This window comes from Brevundimonas sp. LPMIX5 (assembly GCF_003576505.1).
Taxonomy (GTDB): Bacteria; Pseudomonadota; Alphaproteobacteria; order Caulobacterales; family Caulobacteraceae; genus Brevundimonas; species Brevundimonas naejangsanensis.
In genome coordinates this window covers 1-16,939 of the sequence record NZ_QWTZ01000018.1, presented here as the reverse complement: position 1 = coordinate 16,939, position 16,939 = coordinate 1, and the positions used below count along the sequence as shown (strand labels likewise).

General features: G+C 64.7%; 17 protein-coding genes. 5 read left to right on the top strand and 12 right to left on the bottom strand.

Translation table 11 applies throughout. From position 1 onward, the window contains the following. Positions 1-36 precede the first annotated feature (36 nt). Both D1604_RS14565 and D1604_RS14560 read left to right on the top strand, forming a co-directional pair. Complete coding sequence (locus D1604_RS14565) at positions 37-1,260, top strand: FAD-dependent oxidoreductase (protein WP_119413880.1); 1,224 nt, start codon at positions 37-39, stop codon at positions 1,258-1,260. 13 nt (positions 1,261-1,273) lie between these two features. After that, entirely contained in the window at positions 1,274-1,801 is a 528-nt protein-coding gene (locus tag D1604_RS14560; protein ID WP_119413879.1) for a cupin domain-containing protein, read from the top strand. Between the two features lie 75 nt (positions 1,802-1,876). Here D1604_RS14560 and D1604_RS14555 read toward each other — a convergent pair whose 3' ends face one another. The 4 genes from D1604_RS14555 to D1604_RS14540 are packed head-to-tail and all read right to left on the bottom strand — an operon-like array spanning position 1,877 to position 4,945. Next, positions 1,877-2,677 (bottom strand): protocatechuate 3,4-dioxygenase, encoded by an 801-nt coding sequence (locus tag D1604_RS14555; RefSeq protein ID WP_119413878.1) that lies wholly within the window; start codon positions 2,675-2,677, stop codon positions 1,877-1,879. Then, on the bottom strand, positions 2,677-2,952 hold the full coding sequence (locus tag D1604_RS14550) for a hypothetical protein (protein WP_119413877.1): 276 nt from the start codon (positions 2,950-2,952) through the stop codon (positions 2,677-2,679). Before D1604_RS14550 ends, D1604_RS14555 begins: the two co-directional genes overlap by 1 nt. A gap of 2 nt (positions 2,953-2,954) precedes the next feature. Beyond that, positions 2,955-3,770, bottom strand: a complete 816-nt coding sequence (locus D1604_RS14545; RefSeq protein ID WP_119413876.1) for an alpha/beta fold hydrolase — start codon at positions 3,768-3,770, stop codon at positions 2,955-2,957. A 14-nt stretch (positions 3,771-3,784) separates the two neighbouring features. Then, positions 3,785-4,945 (bottom strand): Rieske 2Fe-2S domain-containing protein, encoded by a 1,161-nt coding sequence (locus D1604_RS14540; RefSeq protein ID WP_119413875.1) that lies wholly within the window; start codon positions 4,943-4,945, stop codon positions 3,785-3,787. A gap of 98 nt (positions 4,946-5,043) precedes the next feature. Between D1604_RS14540 and D1604_RS14535 the strand changes: the two genes are divergently transcribed. Continuing rightward, positions 5,044-6,036: an FAD-binding oxidoreductase gene (locus tag D1604_RS14535; protein WP_158584948.1), complete on the top strand. Its 993-nt coding sequence runs from the start codon at positions 5,044-5,046 to the stop codon at positions 6,034-6,036. On the opposite strand, the gene D1604_RS14530 is transcribed toward D1604_RS14535, so the two are convergent. Continuing rightward, on the bottom strand, positions 6,033-6,995 hold the full coding sequence (locus D1604_RS14530; RefSeq protein WP_119413873.1) for an asparaginase: 963 nt from the start codon (positions 6,993-6,995) through the stop codon (positions 6,033-6,035). The two genes, D1604_RS14535 and D1604_RS14530, sit on opposite strands and share 4 nt — an antisense overlap. Before the next feature lie 57 nt (positions 6,996-7,052). Between D1604_RS14530 and D1604_RS14525 the strand changes: the two genes are divergently transcribed. Further along, complete coding sequence (locus D1604_RS14525) at positions 7,053-7,367, top strand: non-heme iron oxygenase ferredoxin subunit (RefSeq protein WP_233552120.1); 315 nt, start codon at positions 7,053-7,055, stop codon at positions 7,365-7,367. 10 nt (positions 7,368-7,377) lie between these two features. Here D1604_RS14525 and D1604_RS14520 read toward each other — a convergent pair whose 3' ends face one another. Continuing rightward, positions 7,378-9,168, bottom strand: coding sequence for a gamma-glutamyltransferase family protein (locus tag D1604_RS14520; RefSeq protein ID WP_119413871.1), 1,791 nt, complete (start codon positions 9,166-9,168; stop codon positions 7,378-7,380). 71 nt (positions 9,169-9,239) lie between these two features. Here D1604_RS14520 and D1604_RS14515 point away from each other — a divergent pair, with 71 nt between their 5' ends. Then, on the top strand, positions 9,240-10,244 hold the full coding sequence (locus D1604_RS14515) for a bile acid:sodium symporter family protein (RefSeq protein ID WP_119413870.1): 1,005 nt from the start codon (positions 9,240-9,242) through the stop codon (positions 10,242-10,244). 99 nt (positions 10,245-10,343) lie between these two features. On the opposite strand, the gene D1604_RS14510 is transcribed toward D1604_RS14515, so the two are convergent. From D1604_RS14510 to D1604_RS14485, 6 genes are all read right to left on the bottom strand, one after another. Beyond that, positions 10,344-11,930 (bottom strand): tannase/feruloyl esterase family alpha/beta hydrolase, encoded by a 1,587-nt coding sequence (locus tag D1604_RS14510; RefSeq protein WP_199683820.1) that lies wholly within the window; start codon positions 11,928-11,930, stop codon positions 10,344-10,346. Positions 11,931-11,954: 24 nt separating this feature from the next. Continuing rightward, positions 11,955-12,995 (bottom strand): 4-hydroxy-2-oxovalerate aldolase, encoded by a 1,041-nt coding sequence (gene dmpG / locus D1604_RS14505; protein WP_119413869.1) that lies wholly within the window; start codon positions 12,993-12,995, stop codon positions 11,955-11,957. A gap of 2 nt (positions 12,996-12,997) precedes the next feature. Next, on the bottom strand, positions 12,998-13,939 hold the full coding sequence (locus D1604_RS14500; protein ID WP_119413868.1) for an acetaldehyde dehydrogenase (acetylating): 942 nt from the start codon (positions 13,937-13,939) through the stop codon (positions 12,998-13,000). After that, positions 13,936-14,559 (bottom strand): 2-keto-4-pentenoate hydratase, encoded by a 624-nt coding sequence (locus tag D1604_RS14495; RefSeq protein WP_199683811.1) that lies wholly within the window; start codon positions 14,557-14,559, stop codon positions 13,936-13,938. The genes D1604_RS14500 and D1604_RS14495 overlap by 4 nt, the downstream gene beginning before the upstream one ends. A 244-nt stretch (positions 14,560-14,803) precedes the next feature. After that, a complete protein-coding gene (locus D1604_RS14490) occupies positions 14,804-15,880 on the bottom strand; it encodes an AbrB family transcriptional regulator (RefSeq protein ID WP_158584947.1) in 1,077 nt (358 codons plus the stop codon). Between the two features lie 110 nt (positions 15,881-15,990). Next, entirely contained in the window at positions 15,991-16,626 is a 636-nt protein-coding gene (locus D1604_RS14485) for a hypothetical protein (protein ID WP_199683802.1), read from the bottom strand. Positions 16,627-16,939 lie beyond the last annotated feature (313 nt).

Genomic DNA, 16,939 nt, shown 5'->3' with positions numbered 1-16,939 from the left:
GGCTTCCTATCCTGCCTTGAGCAGGAGGGTTTGAAGATGTCTGTCGACGATCGCGTTCTAATCATCGGCGCCGGCCCAGTCGGATCGGTGCTGGCCCTGGCGCTGCGCCAGGCGGGCGTCAAGGTCGCCCTGATCGAGAAGCTGCCGCGCCCGGATCACGACTGCCGGGCCGCGAGTTGCCATCCGCCCACCATCGCCATGCTGGAACGACTCGGGCTTCTGGAGGCGGGCCTTGATCAGGGCCTGGTTTCACCCGTCTTCCACTATCTGGACCGGCTTTCGGGCCAACTCGTCGGCCGTTTTGATCTTCGCGCCATGCAGTCCCCGCCCAAGCACGCCTATGTCCTGCAATGGGAACAGTGGAAGATCGCCGAAACAGTTCTCGAGCGCCTCCAGGCGGATGAAGGCGTCGAACTTCTTATGGGTCACGAACTCTTCAGCTTCTCGCAGGACGATCAGGGCGTGACGGCTATCATTGGCGATCCGGACGGGCGCCCAATCAGCCTGACCGGTCGCTATCTCGTCGGCTGCGACGGCGGGCGCAGCACGGTCCGCAAGCTCGCGGGCATCGAATTCGAGGGCTTCACCTGGCCGGAGCGTTTCCTCAAGATCGACACGCGCCACGACTTTTCGACGCTCGGCGCACACATCTCCAATCGCAACTATTTCTCCGCACCCAATGATTGGATGAACCTCTTCATGGCGCGCGGCGAGGACGGCGAAGGCATGTGGCGCGCCGTCAGCCCCGTCGATCCCGACACCACGGATGAGGCGGCGACCTCGGCGGAGGCGGTGGAGGCCCGACTGCAGCGCTTCTGTCCCAAGCCCGGCGCCTATGACATCGTCACCACCGCCATCTACCGGGTGCATCAAAGGGTGGCCCAAACCTTCAATCTCGGTCGGGTGATCCTCGCGGGCGACGCCGCTCATGTGAACAATCCGGTCGGCGGCATGGGCATGAACGGCGGCATCCACGACGCCGTCAACCTGGCCGACAAGCTGGCCGCGATCTGGTTCGACAAGGCTGACGCCGCGGCGCTCCTCGATCGCTACACGCGCCAGCGGCGAAAGGCCCAGATCGACGGCGTCCAGTCGCAGAGCATCGCCAACAAGACGCTGCTGGAAGAGCAGGATCCGGAGGTTCGAGCCGCCAAGCTCCAGGACATCCGCCACGCCTCGGCCGACCCCGACCAGCACGACGCCTTCATCCGCAAATCTTGCATGATCGACAGCTTCGCAGCCGCCGAAGCCGTCCTCTAGAGGAAACAACGACATGGACCATATCGCTCGTCACGCCCGCCCGGCCCATCTCGTCGAGGCGTCTCTGGAAGACATCATGGGACGCTACGTCAAACGCTTCAGCGACACCCTGGCCGACTGGAACGCCTTCTCGGACGCGAGCATCGAAGGCTATCATCGCGCCCAGCATCGCTTCGTCGGCGCCGGCGCTTCCGGCAAGCACGACGACGCAGGCGTGATTCCCGCCGGAGCCTTCACCTTGTCGATCATGAACGTTCCTCCCGGCCAGGGAAACGCACCGCACACCCACGAGGTGGAGGAGGTCTTCTTCGTCCTTCAGGGCGAATGCGTCGTCTTCATCGAGGACGAGGCGGGCCGCCGACTGTCGCAGACCCTGAAACCTTGGGAAATGATCTCCTGCCCGCCCGGCGTCATTCATGGCTATGTCAACGACTCCGACGCCCCCTGTTTCCTGCAGGTCATGCTCGGCAAGGGACGTCCTGAGACGGCCGGGTTCGCGGACAGCGCCCTGTTCGAACGACGCGACGCTCATCTCGCCTGAGCCAAAGCCGCAATAAAGAAAGGCGGGCGGAGTAGAGAACTCCGCCCGCCTTTTTTCTCACCCGTGCTGTCAGGTTCAGGGCGTGAGCGCGACGCCCCCCATGCCGCTCGCCCATTCCGGCACGGCCTCATAGAAGAGACGCTCTCCGCGACAACCGGGCATAGCCCCGGCCAGGGCGATCCAGGCATTGACCTCAAGCCCGCCATTGCCCGCCTCGCGCAGGATTTCGGCGTTGGAGAGACGGGCGAGATCGTCGCCGCGTCCCTCAATCAGGTCGGCGATGAAGTCCTCGTCCCATTCGGCGTTGACGCGGCCTTCCTCCGGCACGCCGAGCCAATGGGACAGCCCCCCGCCTGCCAGGATCGCCACGGTTTCGTTCTTAGGCCTCGACGTCTCCACATAGGCGCGCAGTCGGCGGCCTAGGTCATAGGACTGGGCTGGCTCCAGCGCCTCGGCGAAAACGGTATTGAGGTAGAAGGGCGCCACCGCCAGGTTGCGGTCCGGATCGACAATGCCCAGAGGGATCATCATCCCATGATCGGGCCTCACCTCGCTGAAAGCGACTGCCCTGCCCTTCAGAGCCTTGACGAGGCCCCGGGCGAAATCCGGCGCCCCCCGGATCGGATGGAGAGGAAGACCCATGTCGCCGTAGGGCGTAAAGGCGTCATCCACGGCGATCCCGACCGGCATAGGCCGCTTGAGGCTGAAGTTGTTGAGATGATCGCTGGAGATCATCACCAGCACATCGGGTTTGAGCGCACGCAGTTGAGCTCCCAGACGCTTCATGCCTGCGAAAACCCGTTCGGACTGCGCTTCAACGCCCTGGGGCGCGCCTAAGACGTGCGACATGGCGAAGCCGCCGACAATGCGTCCCATCATTCCCTCCTGTCGAAATAGTGACTGATCGGGAAGAAAGGCATGGTCGGCCGCTTCGACCAGATCAGCCATTTGATCACATAGTTCCCGTGCACGCCGATGGCCGAAAGCTCATCGCGAGAGCCCTGGCGAAGAACCGCACGCTGTTCGAGAGGGACTCCGAAACGGTCCATGAGACCGTCGATGTCCGTCTGAATCAGCGTCCGATCCGTCGGCGTCGCCACCAGGTGCTCAATCAGGGCGTGGATGGCGGCCGGCGCCGCCTCCCCTCCCACGATCAGACCTCCCGCGTCAGGAAGCGTTCAACCGCAGCGTTGAAGTCGTCCGGGGCCTCGATCATGGCCCAATGACCGCAGTGGGGGACAATATGGCCCCAGCTGTTCTCAAGAAGTTCGAGGAACCGATAGGCGCGGGGCAGGATGGAGACGCCGTCTTCCTTGCCGTTCACCACCAGAACCGGCTGCTTGATCGTGCGGAGCTGTTCCTCGGCGTAGTTCAGCGTACCCTTGCGGGTTTCCGCATTTATCGCCGCCAAAGCCGCGCGCGAGGCCGGATCGTCAACAATGTCGAAACGGTACCGCACCATCTCATCGGTCGGGACGAAACCCGGCGCCGTCAGGCCGCCGATGACGCGGCGCATGCCCTCCACCGTGAAGTCATACTGAAGGTTGTGCATCAACTGCGGCGACGGCTTTTCAGGGATGGGCAGGCCTGCGCTCCCCATCAGGACCATCCGGCCAATCAGATCGGGGCGGTCCAGCGCCACGCCGATCGCGGTCGCCCCGCCCATGGAATTGCCGACGATGTCCACGCCGACCAATCCCATGGCGTCGAGGAAATCCGCCATGTGTCGGTTGCGGCCAGGCTGGTCGTACAGATAGCCGGCGGGATCCGGCTTGTCAGTCAGACCGAAGCCGATCATGTCCGGCGCGATGACTCGACGCGTTCTGGAGAAATGAGCGATGGTCGCCCTCCAGTTGCCGCGGCTATCCGCGCCTGCGCCGCCGCCGTGGACCAGGACCAGCGGGTCGCCCTCGCCGGCTTCCAGATAGTGGGTACGGACGCCTCCGGCCTGAATGAACTTCGAATGCATATCGTCGCCCCCCCTCACCGAAGCTTCTCCGGCGTCTGGATGCCCCGTCCATGCCGGCTCGCCACGCGACGCCACTCCAGCAGTGTGCTGTCGGGCTCGCACAGCATTTCATCGACCCAGCCGTAGTCGTCGGCGTAGAAGGGTTCCGTCACTTCGCGCGCCCAGATGTCGTCGCTGTTAAAGCCGTCCAGGCCATGCGGCTTCCAGATGCTCTCGAAGTCGCTGGCGAAGGCGTTGCGATCTTCTTCGGTCTGAACCTTCTTGCCGATGGTCTGGACATAGAGGTGGCGCTTGGCGTCCAGCGGCACATACCACTCGAACTGGGTCAGGCCAGGGTTCGGGAAACTGTCCACCTTGAGTACGCCAGGCAGCCAGATCGATGTGCCCACCGAGGCCGAGGTCCCGTGCACCTGTTCTGAACGGGGGCCGCTGATCACGACCTGGCCGTCGATCACCCCGTCCCAAACCGGATCGTGCTGACTGAAGTCGTCGGTGACGCCCTTTGGGCCCTCTTCATCTTCGACCACCTGCACGGCCCCCGGGCGCGGCGTATGGCCGATCGGGAAGTTGAACGTGCGGTAGTGGCGCAGCGTCGTATCCTTGTGGATGAAGATATGCAGGCCGTCGAAACCGTTCTCAGCTCCCAGGCGCCAGTTCGAGTCGACCACGCGGTGCTTGCCCAGGACCATGAGGTCTTCGTCGAGGAAGCCGGGCGGCACATCACGGGCCAGAGGATGAACCATGTCCTCATCGCCGAGGAAGATGAAGATCAGCCCCTGGGCCTCCTCCACCGGATAGGTGACGATTTTACGCCGACCGATCAAGCGGCTGTCCGGGACCGCCAGGATGTTGACCAGATCGCCGGTTTGGAACCGGTAGGTATAGCCGTGGTACCAGCAGGTGATGGTGTCCTTGGTGAAGCAGTCCGGCTTCTGCGACAACGGTACGCCGCGGTGCAGGCATCGGTCCCGCATCGAATAGACAACGCCGTCGATGCGCTTGATCAGCAGCCGTTCTCCGAGCAGTTCGACAACCTGAAGCTGTCCCTCGCCCAGTTCGTTCGAGAAGCGGACAGGGTACCAGTGGTTTCGGAAGCCCAGCTTGGCCTCCACGTAACCGCGCCAGTCTCCGACCATCTCCGCGACGTCCTCCCGGACGATCGATTCCTCACTCATGCCCTGCTCCCTCCGCGCACTTCGGCTGACAACCGCGCCAGCTCTTGATCTGAGATTATATGATTGTATGACAAAGTAGCAAGATGCAGAGAGGCGCCATGTTTCACGCACAGCTGAAGTTCCAGGACGGAGCCGCCGTCACCGTTCCTGTAGATGCCGGAGAGGCCCTCGCCGAAGCGGCGGCCCGCCTGGACCTGCCCATGCGGCATGATTGCCTGTCCGGCGACTGCGGAGCCTGCCTTTGTCGGGCGACGTCGGGAGAAGTCCAAGCCGATCCGACAGCCCTGTTGTCGCCCGAAGAGCAGGCCGAAGGCCTAAGGCTCGGCTGCCAGACGCGTCTCGCTTCGGACGCGGTCTTCGAACTGGATTATCCGCTTCATCCGACGCCGTCGGCGGCCGGTCGCTATGAGGCGGAGGTCATCGGCCTGGACCGCCTCAACCCCACGACCACGCGACTCGTCCTGCACCTGGAGAACGCGGAGAATCTGGCGTTCGCGCCGGGCCAGTACGTCCGTCTTCGACCGCCGGGACTGAGGGTCGCTCGGCCCTATTCCATCGCCAGCACGCCGGACGCCCTGCCCGAGATGGAGCTATTAATCCGCCATGTCGCCGGCGGCGCCGTATCCGGCTGGCTCGAAAACCAGGCCGAGCTCGGGCAAAAAGTCCGCCTTCAGGCGCCCCTGGGCGGCTTTGCGCTCGATGAACGCAGCCCACGCCAAATCTTCATCGGCGGCGGCACCGGCCTCTCTCCGCTCCTGTCGATGATCCGCGCGGCGCGCGGACGATCCGGCCGCCGTCTGCTCTGCTTCGGCTGCACCGCGCCGCTCGACCTCTTCCATTTGGAAGAGCTGAGGGCCCTGGAAGCCGATCGGCCCGACCTCGAGGTGAGGATCGCCGTAATGCGAGGAACGGCGACAGGCGCCGAGACCGGCACGGCGGTGGATCTGCTCCGGCAAGAGGACCTGGAACCGGGCTGCGCCGTACACCTCTGCGGGCCGCCCGCCATGGTGATCGCGGCGCAGCAGTTCCTCAGAGGCGCCGGCGTGGCGTCCCACGCCATCCGCGCCGAGCGTTTCGCGCCCCGAGCCTAGCGGTCTTTCAGCCAGTCGAGGATCAAGGCCGAGGCCTCGGAGGTCGTTCGGCGATCGCCCAGGGCGCAGGCGATCAACATCCGCGCCCGTCGTGCGTCCATATCCTTCATGAAAATCGCGCCGATGTCCGACAACCGGCGCCCTGAAGCGTAAACGGGCGCGGCCTCGCCCTCGAAGCAGCCCGCAACAACCCCGACCAATCGCCCCGCCTCGACCGCCTTCTCCACCGCCTGGATGACGCCGGGCGAAGCATTGCCGCAGCCCAGGCCCTGGATGACCATCCCTTCCAGACGGGACGCCGCCGCTGTCACCAGACGACCATCCGACCCCAGCCCCAGAGTGACGATTTCGACCGCAGCCGCCGGCGCGTCGGACAACGGCAACGCGGGCCTCGGCCGGCGCGCAGCGAGCGGCGACGCCGCTCCACACCGGCCGACCACCGCCGCATCGGGACCGAAGGCCTGCAAGGCTTGAGCGTGAACCTTGCGCGCCCGCGTCGCCGAGAGGACGCATCCGCCGAACACCACCAGGACGCCGGATGCCGCGGCGCCTCGCCTGGCCGCCGTCAGCACTGCGTCCGCCAAATTTCGCAGGCCGTCATAGCCCGGCTCCGAGGGCGCGCGCTGAGAACCGGTGAAAATTACGGGCTTGGAGGCCGGAACGATGAGGTCGCACAGAAAGGCGGTCTCCTCCATCGCATCCGTGCCATGGGCTACGAGCACGGCGTCGACGGCGGGGTCAAGGCAGGCCCCACGGACCGCCTGCGCCACGCTCATGGCGTCGCCAAAGGTCATGGCCTCGCTCAAGCCGCGATAGACAGAGCACGCCTCTATCGTCGCCCAGGGCGCGGCCTCGGCCAAATGCGCCAGGATATCGTCGCCGAGAGCACCCCCATCGAAGCCGCGCCCCCGGTCCACGGCGCTGATGGTGCCTCCCGCATCGAGCATCACCAGATGCATTGCAATCCCTCCTACATTTTATATGATTGTATGACAAACTATGGAAGGATTTCCAGCGTGAGCGCACTTACCCGTCTTTGTTCCGTCGACGATCTTTCGCCCGGCGAAATGCAGCTCATCGAACTCGAGGGCATGGACCCGCTTCTGCTCTGCAACAGCGAAGGCAGCTTTCATCTGGTGGACGACGAATGCACCCACGCCATCGCCTCGCTCTCGGAAGGCAGGTTGGAAGGCCATACCGTCTTCTGTCCGCTGCACGGGGGAAGTTTCGACGTCCGCAGCGGCAAGGCCCTGACACTTCCCTGTAAACAGGCGCTGCGCACCTTCCCCATCGTCGTCGAGGACGGCGCAGTCTTTCTTCGACGCGGCTGAACGTCTGCGCTCAGCGCCCGACGGCGTAAGCCTGCATCAGCCGGGGCGTCGCGGCGCCCCGCAGCACGCCGTCGGGCTCCCGCAGCGCCGCCGTCAGGCGCCCCGCCGTCCACGCCGCCGTCGTCTGCACCTCGTGGCCTCGACGGCGCAGATCCGCGATGAGCTCGGATCCATAGCTTTCCTCCACCACGGCCAGTCCGGGAAGCGCTTCGCGCGGGAAGAAGGAGGACGGGAAATGCAGGCTATGGAACAGCGGCTGGTCGATCGCCTGCTGCAAGGTCTTGCCGCCATGCAGATACCTCAAGATCAGGGCCGCCTGCCACTGATCCTGCTGGTCGCCGCCGGGCGTGCCGCAACTCAGCCACCGGCCGTCCGGCCCGCGCGCCAAGGTCGGCGTCAGCGTCGTCCGCGGCCGCTTTCCTGGAGCCAAAGAGCCGGGCAGGCCGTCTTCCAGCCAGAACATTTGCGCCCGCGTGTTCAGGGCGAAGCCGAGCTCCGGCACCATGGGAGACGACTGGGGCCACCCGCCTGACGGCGTGGCGCTGACCACATTACCCCACCGGTCGATCACATCGAGATGCACGGTGTCGCCCGGTCGCCGCGTGGGCTGGAGGTGGATCATCGTCGGCTCTCCGACGCCGATGCCGCCGCTAAGATCGGAAGCCTCCCTCACCTGCCCCAGGGCCCGACGCGCCTGATCTTCAAACCCCCGGATCAGTCCGGGCCGGATGACGCTCGAAGCCGTCGGCGCGACCAGCGCAGCCCGCTCCCGTCCATAGGCGTCGGACAACAGCGTCTCGAGCGGAACATCGACGAATTTGGGATCCCCGTAATAGGCCTCCCGGTCGGCGAAGGCGAGCTTGAGCGCTTCAAGGATCAGATGGACGCCCTCGGCCGTCTCCAGGTCGATCTTGTCGAGATCGAACGCCTTGAGAATGGACAGAGTCTGCAAAAGGACCGGTCCCTGCCCCCAGGTCGCCGTCTTGTAGATGCGCCACCCGGCGTAATCGATCGACACCGGAGTTTCATAGGTCGCCTCCCATTCGGCCATGTCCTGGCCGGTGATCAGACCCTTGTGAGGACGTCCGCTGGCGTCCATGAGCGGAGCGGCCGAGGCGAAACGGTCAATTGCTTCCGCCACGAAACCCTGGCTCCAGGCCCGGCGCATGCGATCGATGCGGGTTTCCCGGCTTCCATAGCCTTGCGCGCCGAGGAGTCGCCTCCATGTTTCCGCCAGAACCGGATTTCGGAACCAGCCGCCCGCCTCGGGCGGCCGGCCTCCAGGCAGCCAAACCGGCAAGGATGAAGTCCAATGGGTGCGCAGCGCATCGGCCACGTCCGCCAACGCGGCGGCGGCGCCCGCGCTCATGGGGAAACCTTGAAGCGCGTATCCCATGGCCGGTTCGAGGACGGTCGTCGGTTCAAGCGTTCCGTAATCACGAAGCAGCTTCATCCAGGCGTCGAACGCGCCCGGGGTCACCGCCGCGATCAATCCTGAACCGGGCACCATGTCCAGGCCCAGGCGGGCGAAGGCTTCAATCGTCGCCGCGCGCGGAGCAACACCCTGGCCGCAGAGCACCTGGGGCTCGTCCTCGCCCGCCGGGCGGAACAGGATTGGAACCTCGCCTGCCGGGCCGCATAGGTGCGGCTCGACCACCAAAAGAGCGAACGCCGCCGCCACGGCGCCGTCGAAGGCGTTTCCGCCGCGCTCGAGCATGGCCATTGCGGTCTGGGACGCAATCCAGTGCGTCGACGACGCCATTCCGAATACGCCGTAGATATCCGGCCGCGTCGTGAACATGTCCCACCCCGTCGTGTTGCTATTATCTTTGTATGACAATATTACAGAAAATACGCAATTGGAGGTGAGCGATGCGTCGCGTTCTTTCCTACATCGACCGTTACAGCCTTGCGCTGATGGGCACAGTCGTCCTCGCCTCCCTTCTGCCGGCGCGGGGCGCATTCGCCGAGGGTCTGGGCCTTGTGACCACGGCGGCCATCGCCCTTCTCTTCTTCCTGCATGGAGCCAAGCTGTCGCGTGAAGCCGTTGTGGCCGGCCTCCTGCACTGGCGGCTTCATCTGATCGTACTGGCGGCGACATTCGTCATCTTTCCGCTGGCCGGGCTCGCGCTTCAGCCGCTGGCGGCGGTCCTGCTCGGAAGCGCCTTGGCGGGCGGACTGCTGTTTCTCACGCTGTTGCCCTCGACCGTACAATCCTCGATCGCCTTCACCTCCATGGCCGGGGGCAATGTGCCGGCGGCGGTCTGCGCCGCCTCGCTGTCCAACATTCTGGGCGTGTTCCTGACCCCGTTGCTGGTCGCCGTGCTGATGTCCGCCGGGGGAAAAGCCGGCGTCTCGATCGACGCAATCTGGAAGATTATGCTGCAGCTCCTGGCCCCCTTCGTCGCCGGTCAGTTGCTTCAGCCATGGGTCGGCGCCTGGATTCGTAAGCACAAGGCCCTCACCACGCAGGTCGATCGTGGCTCCATTCTGCTCGTCGTCTACGGGGCTTTCAGCGCCTCGGTCGTCGAAGGTCTCTGGTCTCAGGTGTCAGCGCTCGACCTGGGCATCCTGATCGTTCTTTGCTGCGCCCTCCTGGCCTTCATCATGGGCCTGACAACCTGGATCGCCCGGCGCGCCGGGCTCTGCCGCGCCGACGAAGCCGCTCTGGTGTTCTGCGGCTCCAAGAAAAGCCTGGCCTCTGGCGTGCCGATCGCCGGGGCCATCTTTCCGGCCGCCCAGGCGGGCGCGATTCTCCTGCCCCTGATGATCTTCCATCAGATCCAGCTGCTGGTCTGCGCCGTCATGGCCCAACGCTACGCCGCACGTCAGGAAAATGAGCCGCTCGAAGGGCTTCAGCAGGACGCCCCGGCCTGAGGCTCGCGCCCGCCCGGACCGCCTTCGCCTGAAGTCTACCTCCAGAATCAAAAAAAGCCGGGGCCTGAGCCCCGGCTTTTGGACGCCGAAACCGCAACGTCAGTCGCGCGGCGCCCAGTTCCAATCGACTCGCTCGTCCGCCTTTGCGGCTGGCGTGGTCGTCCCAGCCCAGTTGGCGGCGTCGTTCACATCCCCCTGCCCCGTGTAGCGCGGCAGTTCCGGATAAGGCGTGAGCGGCAGCGTGCGCTTGACCTGACCATCAGCGATCTGCGTCGCCACGATGCGATCGGGCGCCTGATCGCGCTCGACCCAGGCCATAATCGGCCCCAGCATGTCGAACTGATTGGGCGCATCGCCGCCGCGACAGTGGAACATGCCGGGGACCATGAACAATCTCGCCCAGTTTCCCACGGCGTCGCCGCCCTGGCGTTGCCGGACCTGGGCGTAGAAATCGATCATGTTGATCGGCGAGACCGTCGCATCAGCGAAGCCGTGATAGATGATCAGCTTGCCGCCGCGCGCTTCGAACGCCGTCAGATCGGGCGCTTTATAGGGCGCGACGGAGTCATAGACGGCGGCCCACGTCTCAAGTCGTTCGACATCCTGATCGAAGTCGAAATCCCAGATCGTGTAGTCGGGCTCGGGATTCTGATCGAACGCCAGGAAGCGGACGTAACCTTCAGCCAGACCTGCACGCGCCTTGGTTTCCCAGGACAATTCGCTGCCGAACATTCGTCCGCTAGGGGCGAGGCGCCGTCCGTCGCTGTTACGCGGTCCGTCATAGAGTCGCTGAACCGCCAGAACCTGTTCGGCGTCCAGACAGGCCGCCCGCTCCCCGTCGGCGCAGACCAGAGTCCGCACGTCGAAATCGCACATCCGCGGATCCGTCAGGATGCCGTCCGCCGCCCCGTCCAGCATGTCGCATTTATCCATCACCGCCTTATGCAGCAGCGTCAACGCCGGGGCGGGAAGGACCTCCGATCCATCTCGCCGCAGCAACTGGCGCGTGTCCCACAGGTTGGCGATGCCTCCCTGGCGAGCCGGAAAGGCCGGGTCGCCGGCGATGACGCCATCGAACGCTTCGGGCAGGTACTGGGCGATGCTCAGGGCTTCACGACCACCCGTGGAGCACCCCCGGAAATAGCTGTAGTCCGGCGCTCGCCCGTAAAATGCCTCCACCACCTTCTTCGCCGTCACGGCGACGACCTCAGAAGAGCGACGCCCGTAGTCGCGGCGCATCTCCAGGCTCTCTCCCCAAAGCGGATCGCTGAGCACGGAGCCGACATGACCCATGTCCTGGGCCGCGACCGCGAAGCCCATACGCTGGGCGTCGGCGAAGTTCTCAACCGGCACAGCGCCGCAGAAGCCGCCGCAGCCGGTCTGGAAATAGCGCCCGTTCCAAGCCTCGCCGAGGGGCAGCCGCACTTCGAACTGAATCTGCGGCATGATCACGCCGTTGACCTTGCAGAAGGGCTTTCCGCCGTTCGCCGCCTCGTCGATCTTAGCGGACAGGATGGTGGCGGGCGCATCTGCGGTTCGGGTCAGATCCAGCCGCGCCAAGGCGGAGCATGCGGCGGCCGGATCGGCCGACGCGCCCGGGGGCTCCATCGCTTGCGCCAGCGCGCTGGACGACGCTGCGCCCAGCCAGAAGGCGGTTCCCACAAGACCGGTGATCCAACGGCGCATTCTTATTCCCTCCACTCTTGAACTCTAGACCGGCGCCGCGACATCGCGGCCGTTCGCCAGATCCAAGGCGACGTCCACGATCATGTCTTCCTGACCGCCCACCATCCGCCTGCGCCCCAGCTCCAGCAGAATCCGCCGGACGTCCAGACCATGGTCCGCGGCCGCCTTTTCAGCGTGGCGCAGGAAGCTGGAATAGACCCCCGCGTAGCCGAGGCTCAGCGTCTCCCGATCCACGCGAACGGGACGATCCTGGAGCGGCCGTACCAGGTCCTCCGCCGCGTCCATCAGTTTGAACAGATCCGCGCCGTGATCCCATCCGTAGAGATCGGCGGCGGCGATGAAGACCTCGAGCGGCGCATTCCCCGCCCCCGCCCCCATGCCGGTCAAGGAGGCGTCCACGCGCACGGCGCCGTTCTGCACCGCCGCGATCGAGTTTGCGATGCCGAGCGACAGATTGTGATGGGCATGGATGCCGCGTTCCGTCTCGGGCTTCAGCACCCGATCATAGGCTTGAAGGCGAGCGGCCACGTCGTCCATGGTCATCGCGCCGCCTGAATCCGTGACGTAGACGCAATGGGCGCCGTAGGCTTCCATCAGCCCGGCCTGGGCCGCCAGCGGCTCCGGCGCGCTCATGTGACTCATCATCAGAAAACCTGCGACATCCATGCCGAGGTTGCGGGCGTATTCGATATGCTGCTTCGACACATCCGCTTCGGTGCAATGGGTGGCGATGCGGACGGAGCGGACGCCGAGATCATAGGCCCGCCTCAGGTCATGGACCGTGCCGATCCCAGGAAGAAGCAAGGTCGTCAGTCGCGCATGACGGACCACCTCCGCGACGGCTTCGATCCAATCCCAATCCGTGTGCGCGCCAAAACCGTAGTTGAAGGAGGAGCCCGACAGGCCATCGCCATGGGCGATCTCGATCGCGTCGACCTTGGCCTCGTCCAAGGCCCGGGCGATCGCCCTGACATGATCCAGTCCGTAGCGGTGCCGGATGGCGTGCATGCCGTCGCGCAGGGTGACGTCCTGGATATAGAGCTTGTTCTCAGGAGCGATTGTCATCTTTACGCAGCCTCCCTCTCGGCGCGCGCCAACACGATGCGCTCGGCGGTCTTCAGGGCGGCCGATGTCATGATGTCCAGATTCCCGGCGTAGGCCGGCAGGTAGTGCGCCGCGCCCTCCACCTCGAGGAAGACGGTCACCTTCAGACCGGCAAAATGCGCGTCCAGATCCGGGATGTAGAGCGGATCATTGTCGCCGATGGCCTCGAACTGCACCGCCTGCTTCAAACGATAGCCCGGCACATAGGTCTGGACCTCGGCGACCATGGCCTCGACCGAAGCACGAACCTGCTCAACGTCAGCGGCGTCGCACAGGCAATAGACGGTGTCGCGCATGATCAGAGGCGGCTCGGCCGGGTTCAGAACGATGATAGCCTTGCCTCGTCCCGCGCCTCCCACCGCCTCGATGGCGCGAGAAGTCGTCTCCGTGAACTCGTCGATGTTTGCGCGTGTGCCCGGCCCCGCCGACTTGGACGCGATCGACGCCACGATTTCGGCATAGCGCACGGGGCTGACCCGATTGACCGCCGCGACGATCGGGATCGTCGCCTGGCCGCCGCAAGTGACCATGTTCACATTCTGCGCGCCCAGATTGGCGTCCAGATTGACCGGCGGGATGGTGTAGGGGCCGATGGCCGCCGGCGTCAGATCAATCACGATCTTGCCCAGCGCCCTCAGCTTGCGGTCGTGCTCGGCGTGGGCGCCGGCCGACGTCGCGTCAAAGACGATCTCGATCTCGTCGAAGGCCGGCATGGCGATGAGCCCGTCGACCCCGCCCGAGGTCGTCGGCACGCCCAGACGTTCGGCGCGCTTCAGGCCGTCGGATTCCGGATCAATGCCCACCAGGGCGCCCATCTCCAGAACCTTCGATAGGCGCAGTATCTTGATCATCAGGTCTGTGCCGATATTGCCCGACCCTATGATGGCGACCTTGGTGCGGCTCATCCCGTTTCTCCCACCCGAAATTCTACGGATCCCAGCCCCTCAATCGTCGCCCTGACATGCCCCCCCGGGGTAAGGGCGACCATCGGTCCCAGCGCGCCGGTCAGGACGAGGTCGCCGGCGCGCAGCGGCTCGCCGCGTTCGGCAAGCGTCCGCGCAAGCCAGGCGGCGGCGTTCAACGGATGCCCCAGGCAGGCCGCCCCGACACCCTCGGAAGCAGTCCGACCGTCAAGTTCCAGCGTCATAGCGGCGGCGGCGAGATCCAATCCGTCCAGAGGCCTGACTTGCCGTCCCAGAACAAAAAAGGCGGAAGACCCGTTATCCGCCACCGTATCAGCGAAGGTGATTTTCCAGTCCGCGATGCGGCTGTCGACGATCTCGATCGCTGCGACGACGCCGCCGACGGCCTCCGCGACATCTTCAGGCGAGGCGTCGACCCGGTCGAGGTCGCGCGCCATGATCAGCGCGACTTCGGCTTCGGCTTTCGGCTGGATAACCCGCGCCCAGTCCAGGGCGCCGCCATTCTCGAGCTGCATGTCCGCAAACAGGACGCCGAAATCCGGCCGATCCACGCCGAGTTGCTTCTGAACAGCCTCGGCGGTCAGCCCGATCTTGCGTCCCACGACAGTTCGGCCCTCCGAACGCCATAGCCGCGTATTGATCGATTGGACCGCATAAGCCCCCTCGATGTCAGTGGGCTCCAATGCGTCCCGCAGCGGCGCCGTCGGCGAACCTGCATAGGCGGCCCTCAACCGCGCCGCGGCCGCATCATGAGGTGTCGGCATCGTTCTCATATCTCGCGCAATTTCTGCGAACCGTTATCGCGCCCCTTGATCGGAGAAGCGATGGCGCGCTCATCCCGATCTCTCACGCCTTGGGAGCTCGCCGCGCTGAGGCTCGAACGGCTCCGCGCGCCTCGATCCATTGCGCGACCGAGCGCGCCAGCAGAAGGATGGCCAGAAAGCGCAGCAGATGGGCGGCCAGAACAAAGGGGACATCACCCTCTCCTCCGAAGGCGATGATCATCACTGTATCGACGCCGCCAGGGTTGGTCGCCAGATGGGCCGTCAGCGGATCCATATCGAAAGCCCAACCTAGGCCCAGACCGATGAGGGCGCACCCTGCGACCAGCGCCAGAACCAGGCTCGTCATCATCGGCAGCGCCCGCGCGTTCTCAAGCACGGTCGCACGCGTGAAGCTCAGACCGATCCGCCAACCGACCACGGCATAGGCCGCCGCCGCCAAGGTCGGGGGCGTCTGAAGAGACGGCGCCTGGAGGGCTGTGAGCACGCCTGAAAAGCCGATCGGCAAGAGGATGGCGAGCGACGGACGCCTTAGAACCTGCGCGCTCCAGGCGCTGATCCCCACAGCAATGGCCATGATCACTACGCCGCACAACTCGAGAGCCGGGGTCCAGTCCTTGGGCGTCGAAGCGGGGGTAGGTCCGACCAGGGCTTGGGCGACTGCCAGCGCCGTCAGCGCCGCCAGGAGCAGACGCAAATATTGAAAAAGGGCGACCTTCTGGATATCGGCGCCTGCCGCCGCAGCCAATCCGATCATCGCTGATGCGCCGCCGGGCGTCAGCCCCCATACCGCCGTCGCGCTCGACATGCGGGTCATCCGCGCCGCGAAGCCGCTCATGAGCATGCCCAAGAGCAATGGAGCGAGACCGGCGACCATGATCGCGCCGCCCCGGCTCCAAAGGGCTGCATCCGCCAGCGCCGGGGCCATCACGCTTCCGATCGCGCAACCGATAACGGCCTGACTGAGAAGCAACAGGCTGGGCCCCGGCCGCCATGCCAATCCGCCGAGCGCGAACACCAAGCCGGCGAGCAGAGGCCCCGCCAGAACCGCCGCAGGCGCCCGGGCTGCTTGTAGGCCGAGCACGAGAATGACCGTCAAGGCGATCAAGCCGGCTAGACCAATACTGCGGCGAAAGCTCACCAGGGTGCCAAATCCAATAAAACCGGGCGCAGGCCTGTTCGTAAGGCCAAGGTCGAGCTCAGTTTGATTGCGACGCTGTCTCTTCGCCACCAACGCGAGGGTGATTGCTCTCACATCTTGAGACACGCAGCGCAGAGGCATCCATCAGAATGGCTCTTGAGAATTAGATTAGCGATCGCAGGATTCGCTGCTTCCGTCGGATGCCAAACGATACTTTTGCGGTCAGAAGAAAAGGTTGTGAGCGCCGAAAGTTTCGGCCACCGGCCGATACGGAATTGATCAAAGAACAACTGGTCGTTGGGCGTCGGTTCAATCGTCGCTGCGACGGTGCTGGCGCCTGCGCGGCCGCGCCGGGGCTGGTCGACCAGATAAACCGGGAAGCCGCGACGCAGGAACAGCGTCTGGAAGCCTTCGCGGCCGTCAGGCGTGGTTTCCCAACTTCGCGCCGACTGAAAGGCGCCGTGCAGCATGACAATCGGCAGCGCCCTTGGAGACTCAGGAATCTGGTAGAAGGCGTAAAGATGATCGCCGTGAAAACTCTGTCCGGCGGCGGTCGGCGCGTTGTTCTCGTAGACACCAGGCGTCCGCGCCACGCGCCCGCCGACGGTGAAGCTACCTTGCGCCTCGATCGTTAAAGGCTCGGAGAGGTTCGTCGATTGAGCGGAAGCCGGCGACGACGCAATGACCCCGACAGCGAAAGCAATCGGCAAAATGCGATCTGGTCGGGGTCGAATTCTCAAGGTCACGCAATCCCTTCACATTGATGGGCTGCATGAGAACATAATCACGGCGGGAATTTTTTATTAGCCGCCATAGTTCAATAGGACTTATTGCATATCCAAATTAATAGAGCGCGAACGGCGCCGATGGATGTGCGGCCCGCGACGCGCTTTTTTTTTGGGGGGGGATCCTGAGCCATTCGACAACTCGTCAAAAGATCAGCCGTGAGCGTCGGTAGAAATGGAGTCGAAAGCCAGAAAGAAAAACCCCGCAAGCCATTGAGCTTACGGGGTTTCTATTGCCTTAGATTGGTATAACCAAGGAGGTTATACGAACGGT

Excerpts from the sequence above, each read along its gene's own strand:
- dmpG (WP_119413869.1), bottom strand. The coding sequence starts at position 12,995 with ATGACAATCGCTCCTGAGAACAAGCTCTATATCCAGGACGTCACCCTG.
- D1604_RS14535 (WP_158584948.1), top strand. The coding sequence starts at position 5,044 with ATGTTTCACGCACAGCTGAAGTTCCAGGACGGAGCCGCCGTCACCGTT.
- D1604_RS14530 (WP_119413873.1), bottom strand. The coding sequence starts at position 6,995 with ATGCATCTGGTGATGCTCGATGCGGGAGGCACCATCAGCGCCGTGGAC.
- D1604_RS14540 (WP_119413875.1), bottom strand. The coding sequence starts at position 4,945 with ATGAGTGAGGAATCGATCGTCCGGGAGGACGTCGCGGAGATGGTCGGA.
- D1604_RS14545 (WP_119413876.1), bottom strand. The coding sequence starts at position 3,770 with ATGCATTCGAAGTTCATTCAGGCCGGAGGCGTCCGTACCCACTATCTG.
- D1604_RS14510 (WP_199683820.1), bottom strand. The coding sequence starts at position 11,930 with ATGCGCCGTTGGATCACCGGTCTTGTGGGAACCGCCTTCTGGCTGGGC.
- D1604_RS14500 (WP_119413868.1), bottom strand. The coding sequence starts at position 13,939 with ATGAGCCGCACCAAGGTCGCCATCATAGGGTCGGGCAATATCGGCACA.
- D1604_RS14565 (WP_119413880.1), top strand. The coding sequence starts at position 37 with ATGTCTGTCGACGATCGCGTTCTAATCATCGGCGCCGGCCCAGTCGGA.
- D1604_RS14555 (WP_119413878.1), bottom strand. The coding sequence starts at position 2,677 with ATGGGACGCATTGTCGGCGGCTTCGCCATGTCGCACGTCTTAGGCGCG.
- D1604_RS14560 (WP_119413879.1), top strand. The coding sequence starts at position 1,274 with ATGGACCATATCGCTCGTCACGCCCGCCCGGCCCATCTCGTCGAGGCG.
- D1604_RS14515 (WP_119413870.1), top strand. The coding sequence starts at position 9,240 with ATGCGTCGCGTTCTTTCCTACATCGACCGTTACAGCCTTGCGCTGATG.
- D1604_RS14520 (WP_119413871.1), bottom strand. The coding sequence starts at position 9,168 with ATGTTCACGACGCGGCCGGATATCTACGGCGTATTCGGAATGGCGTCG.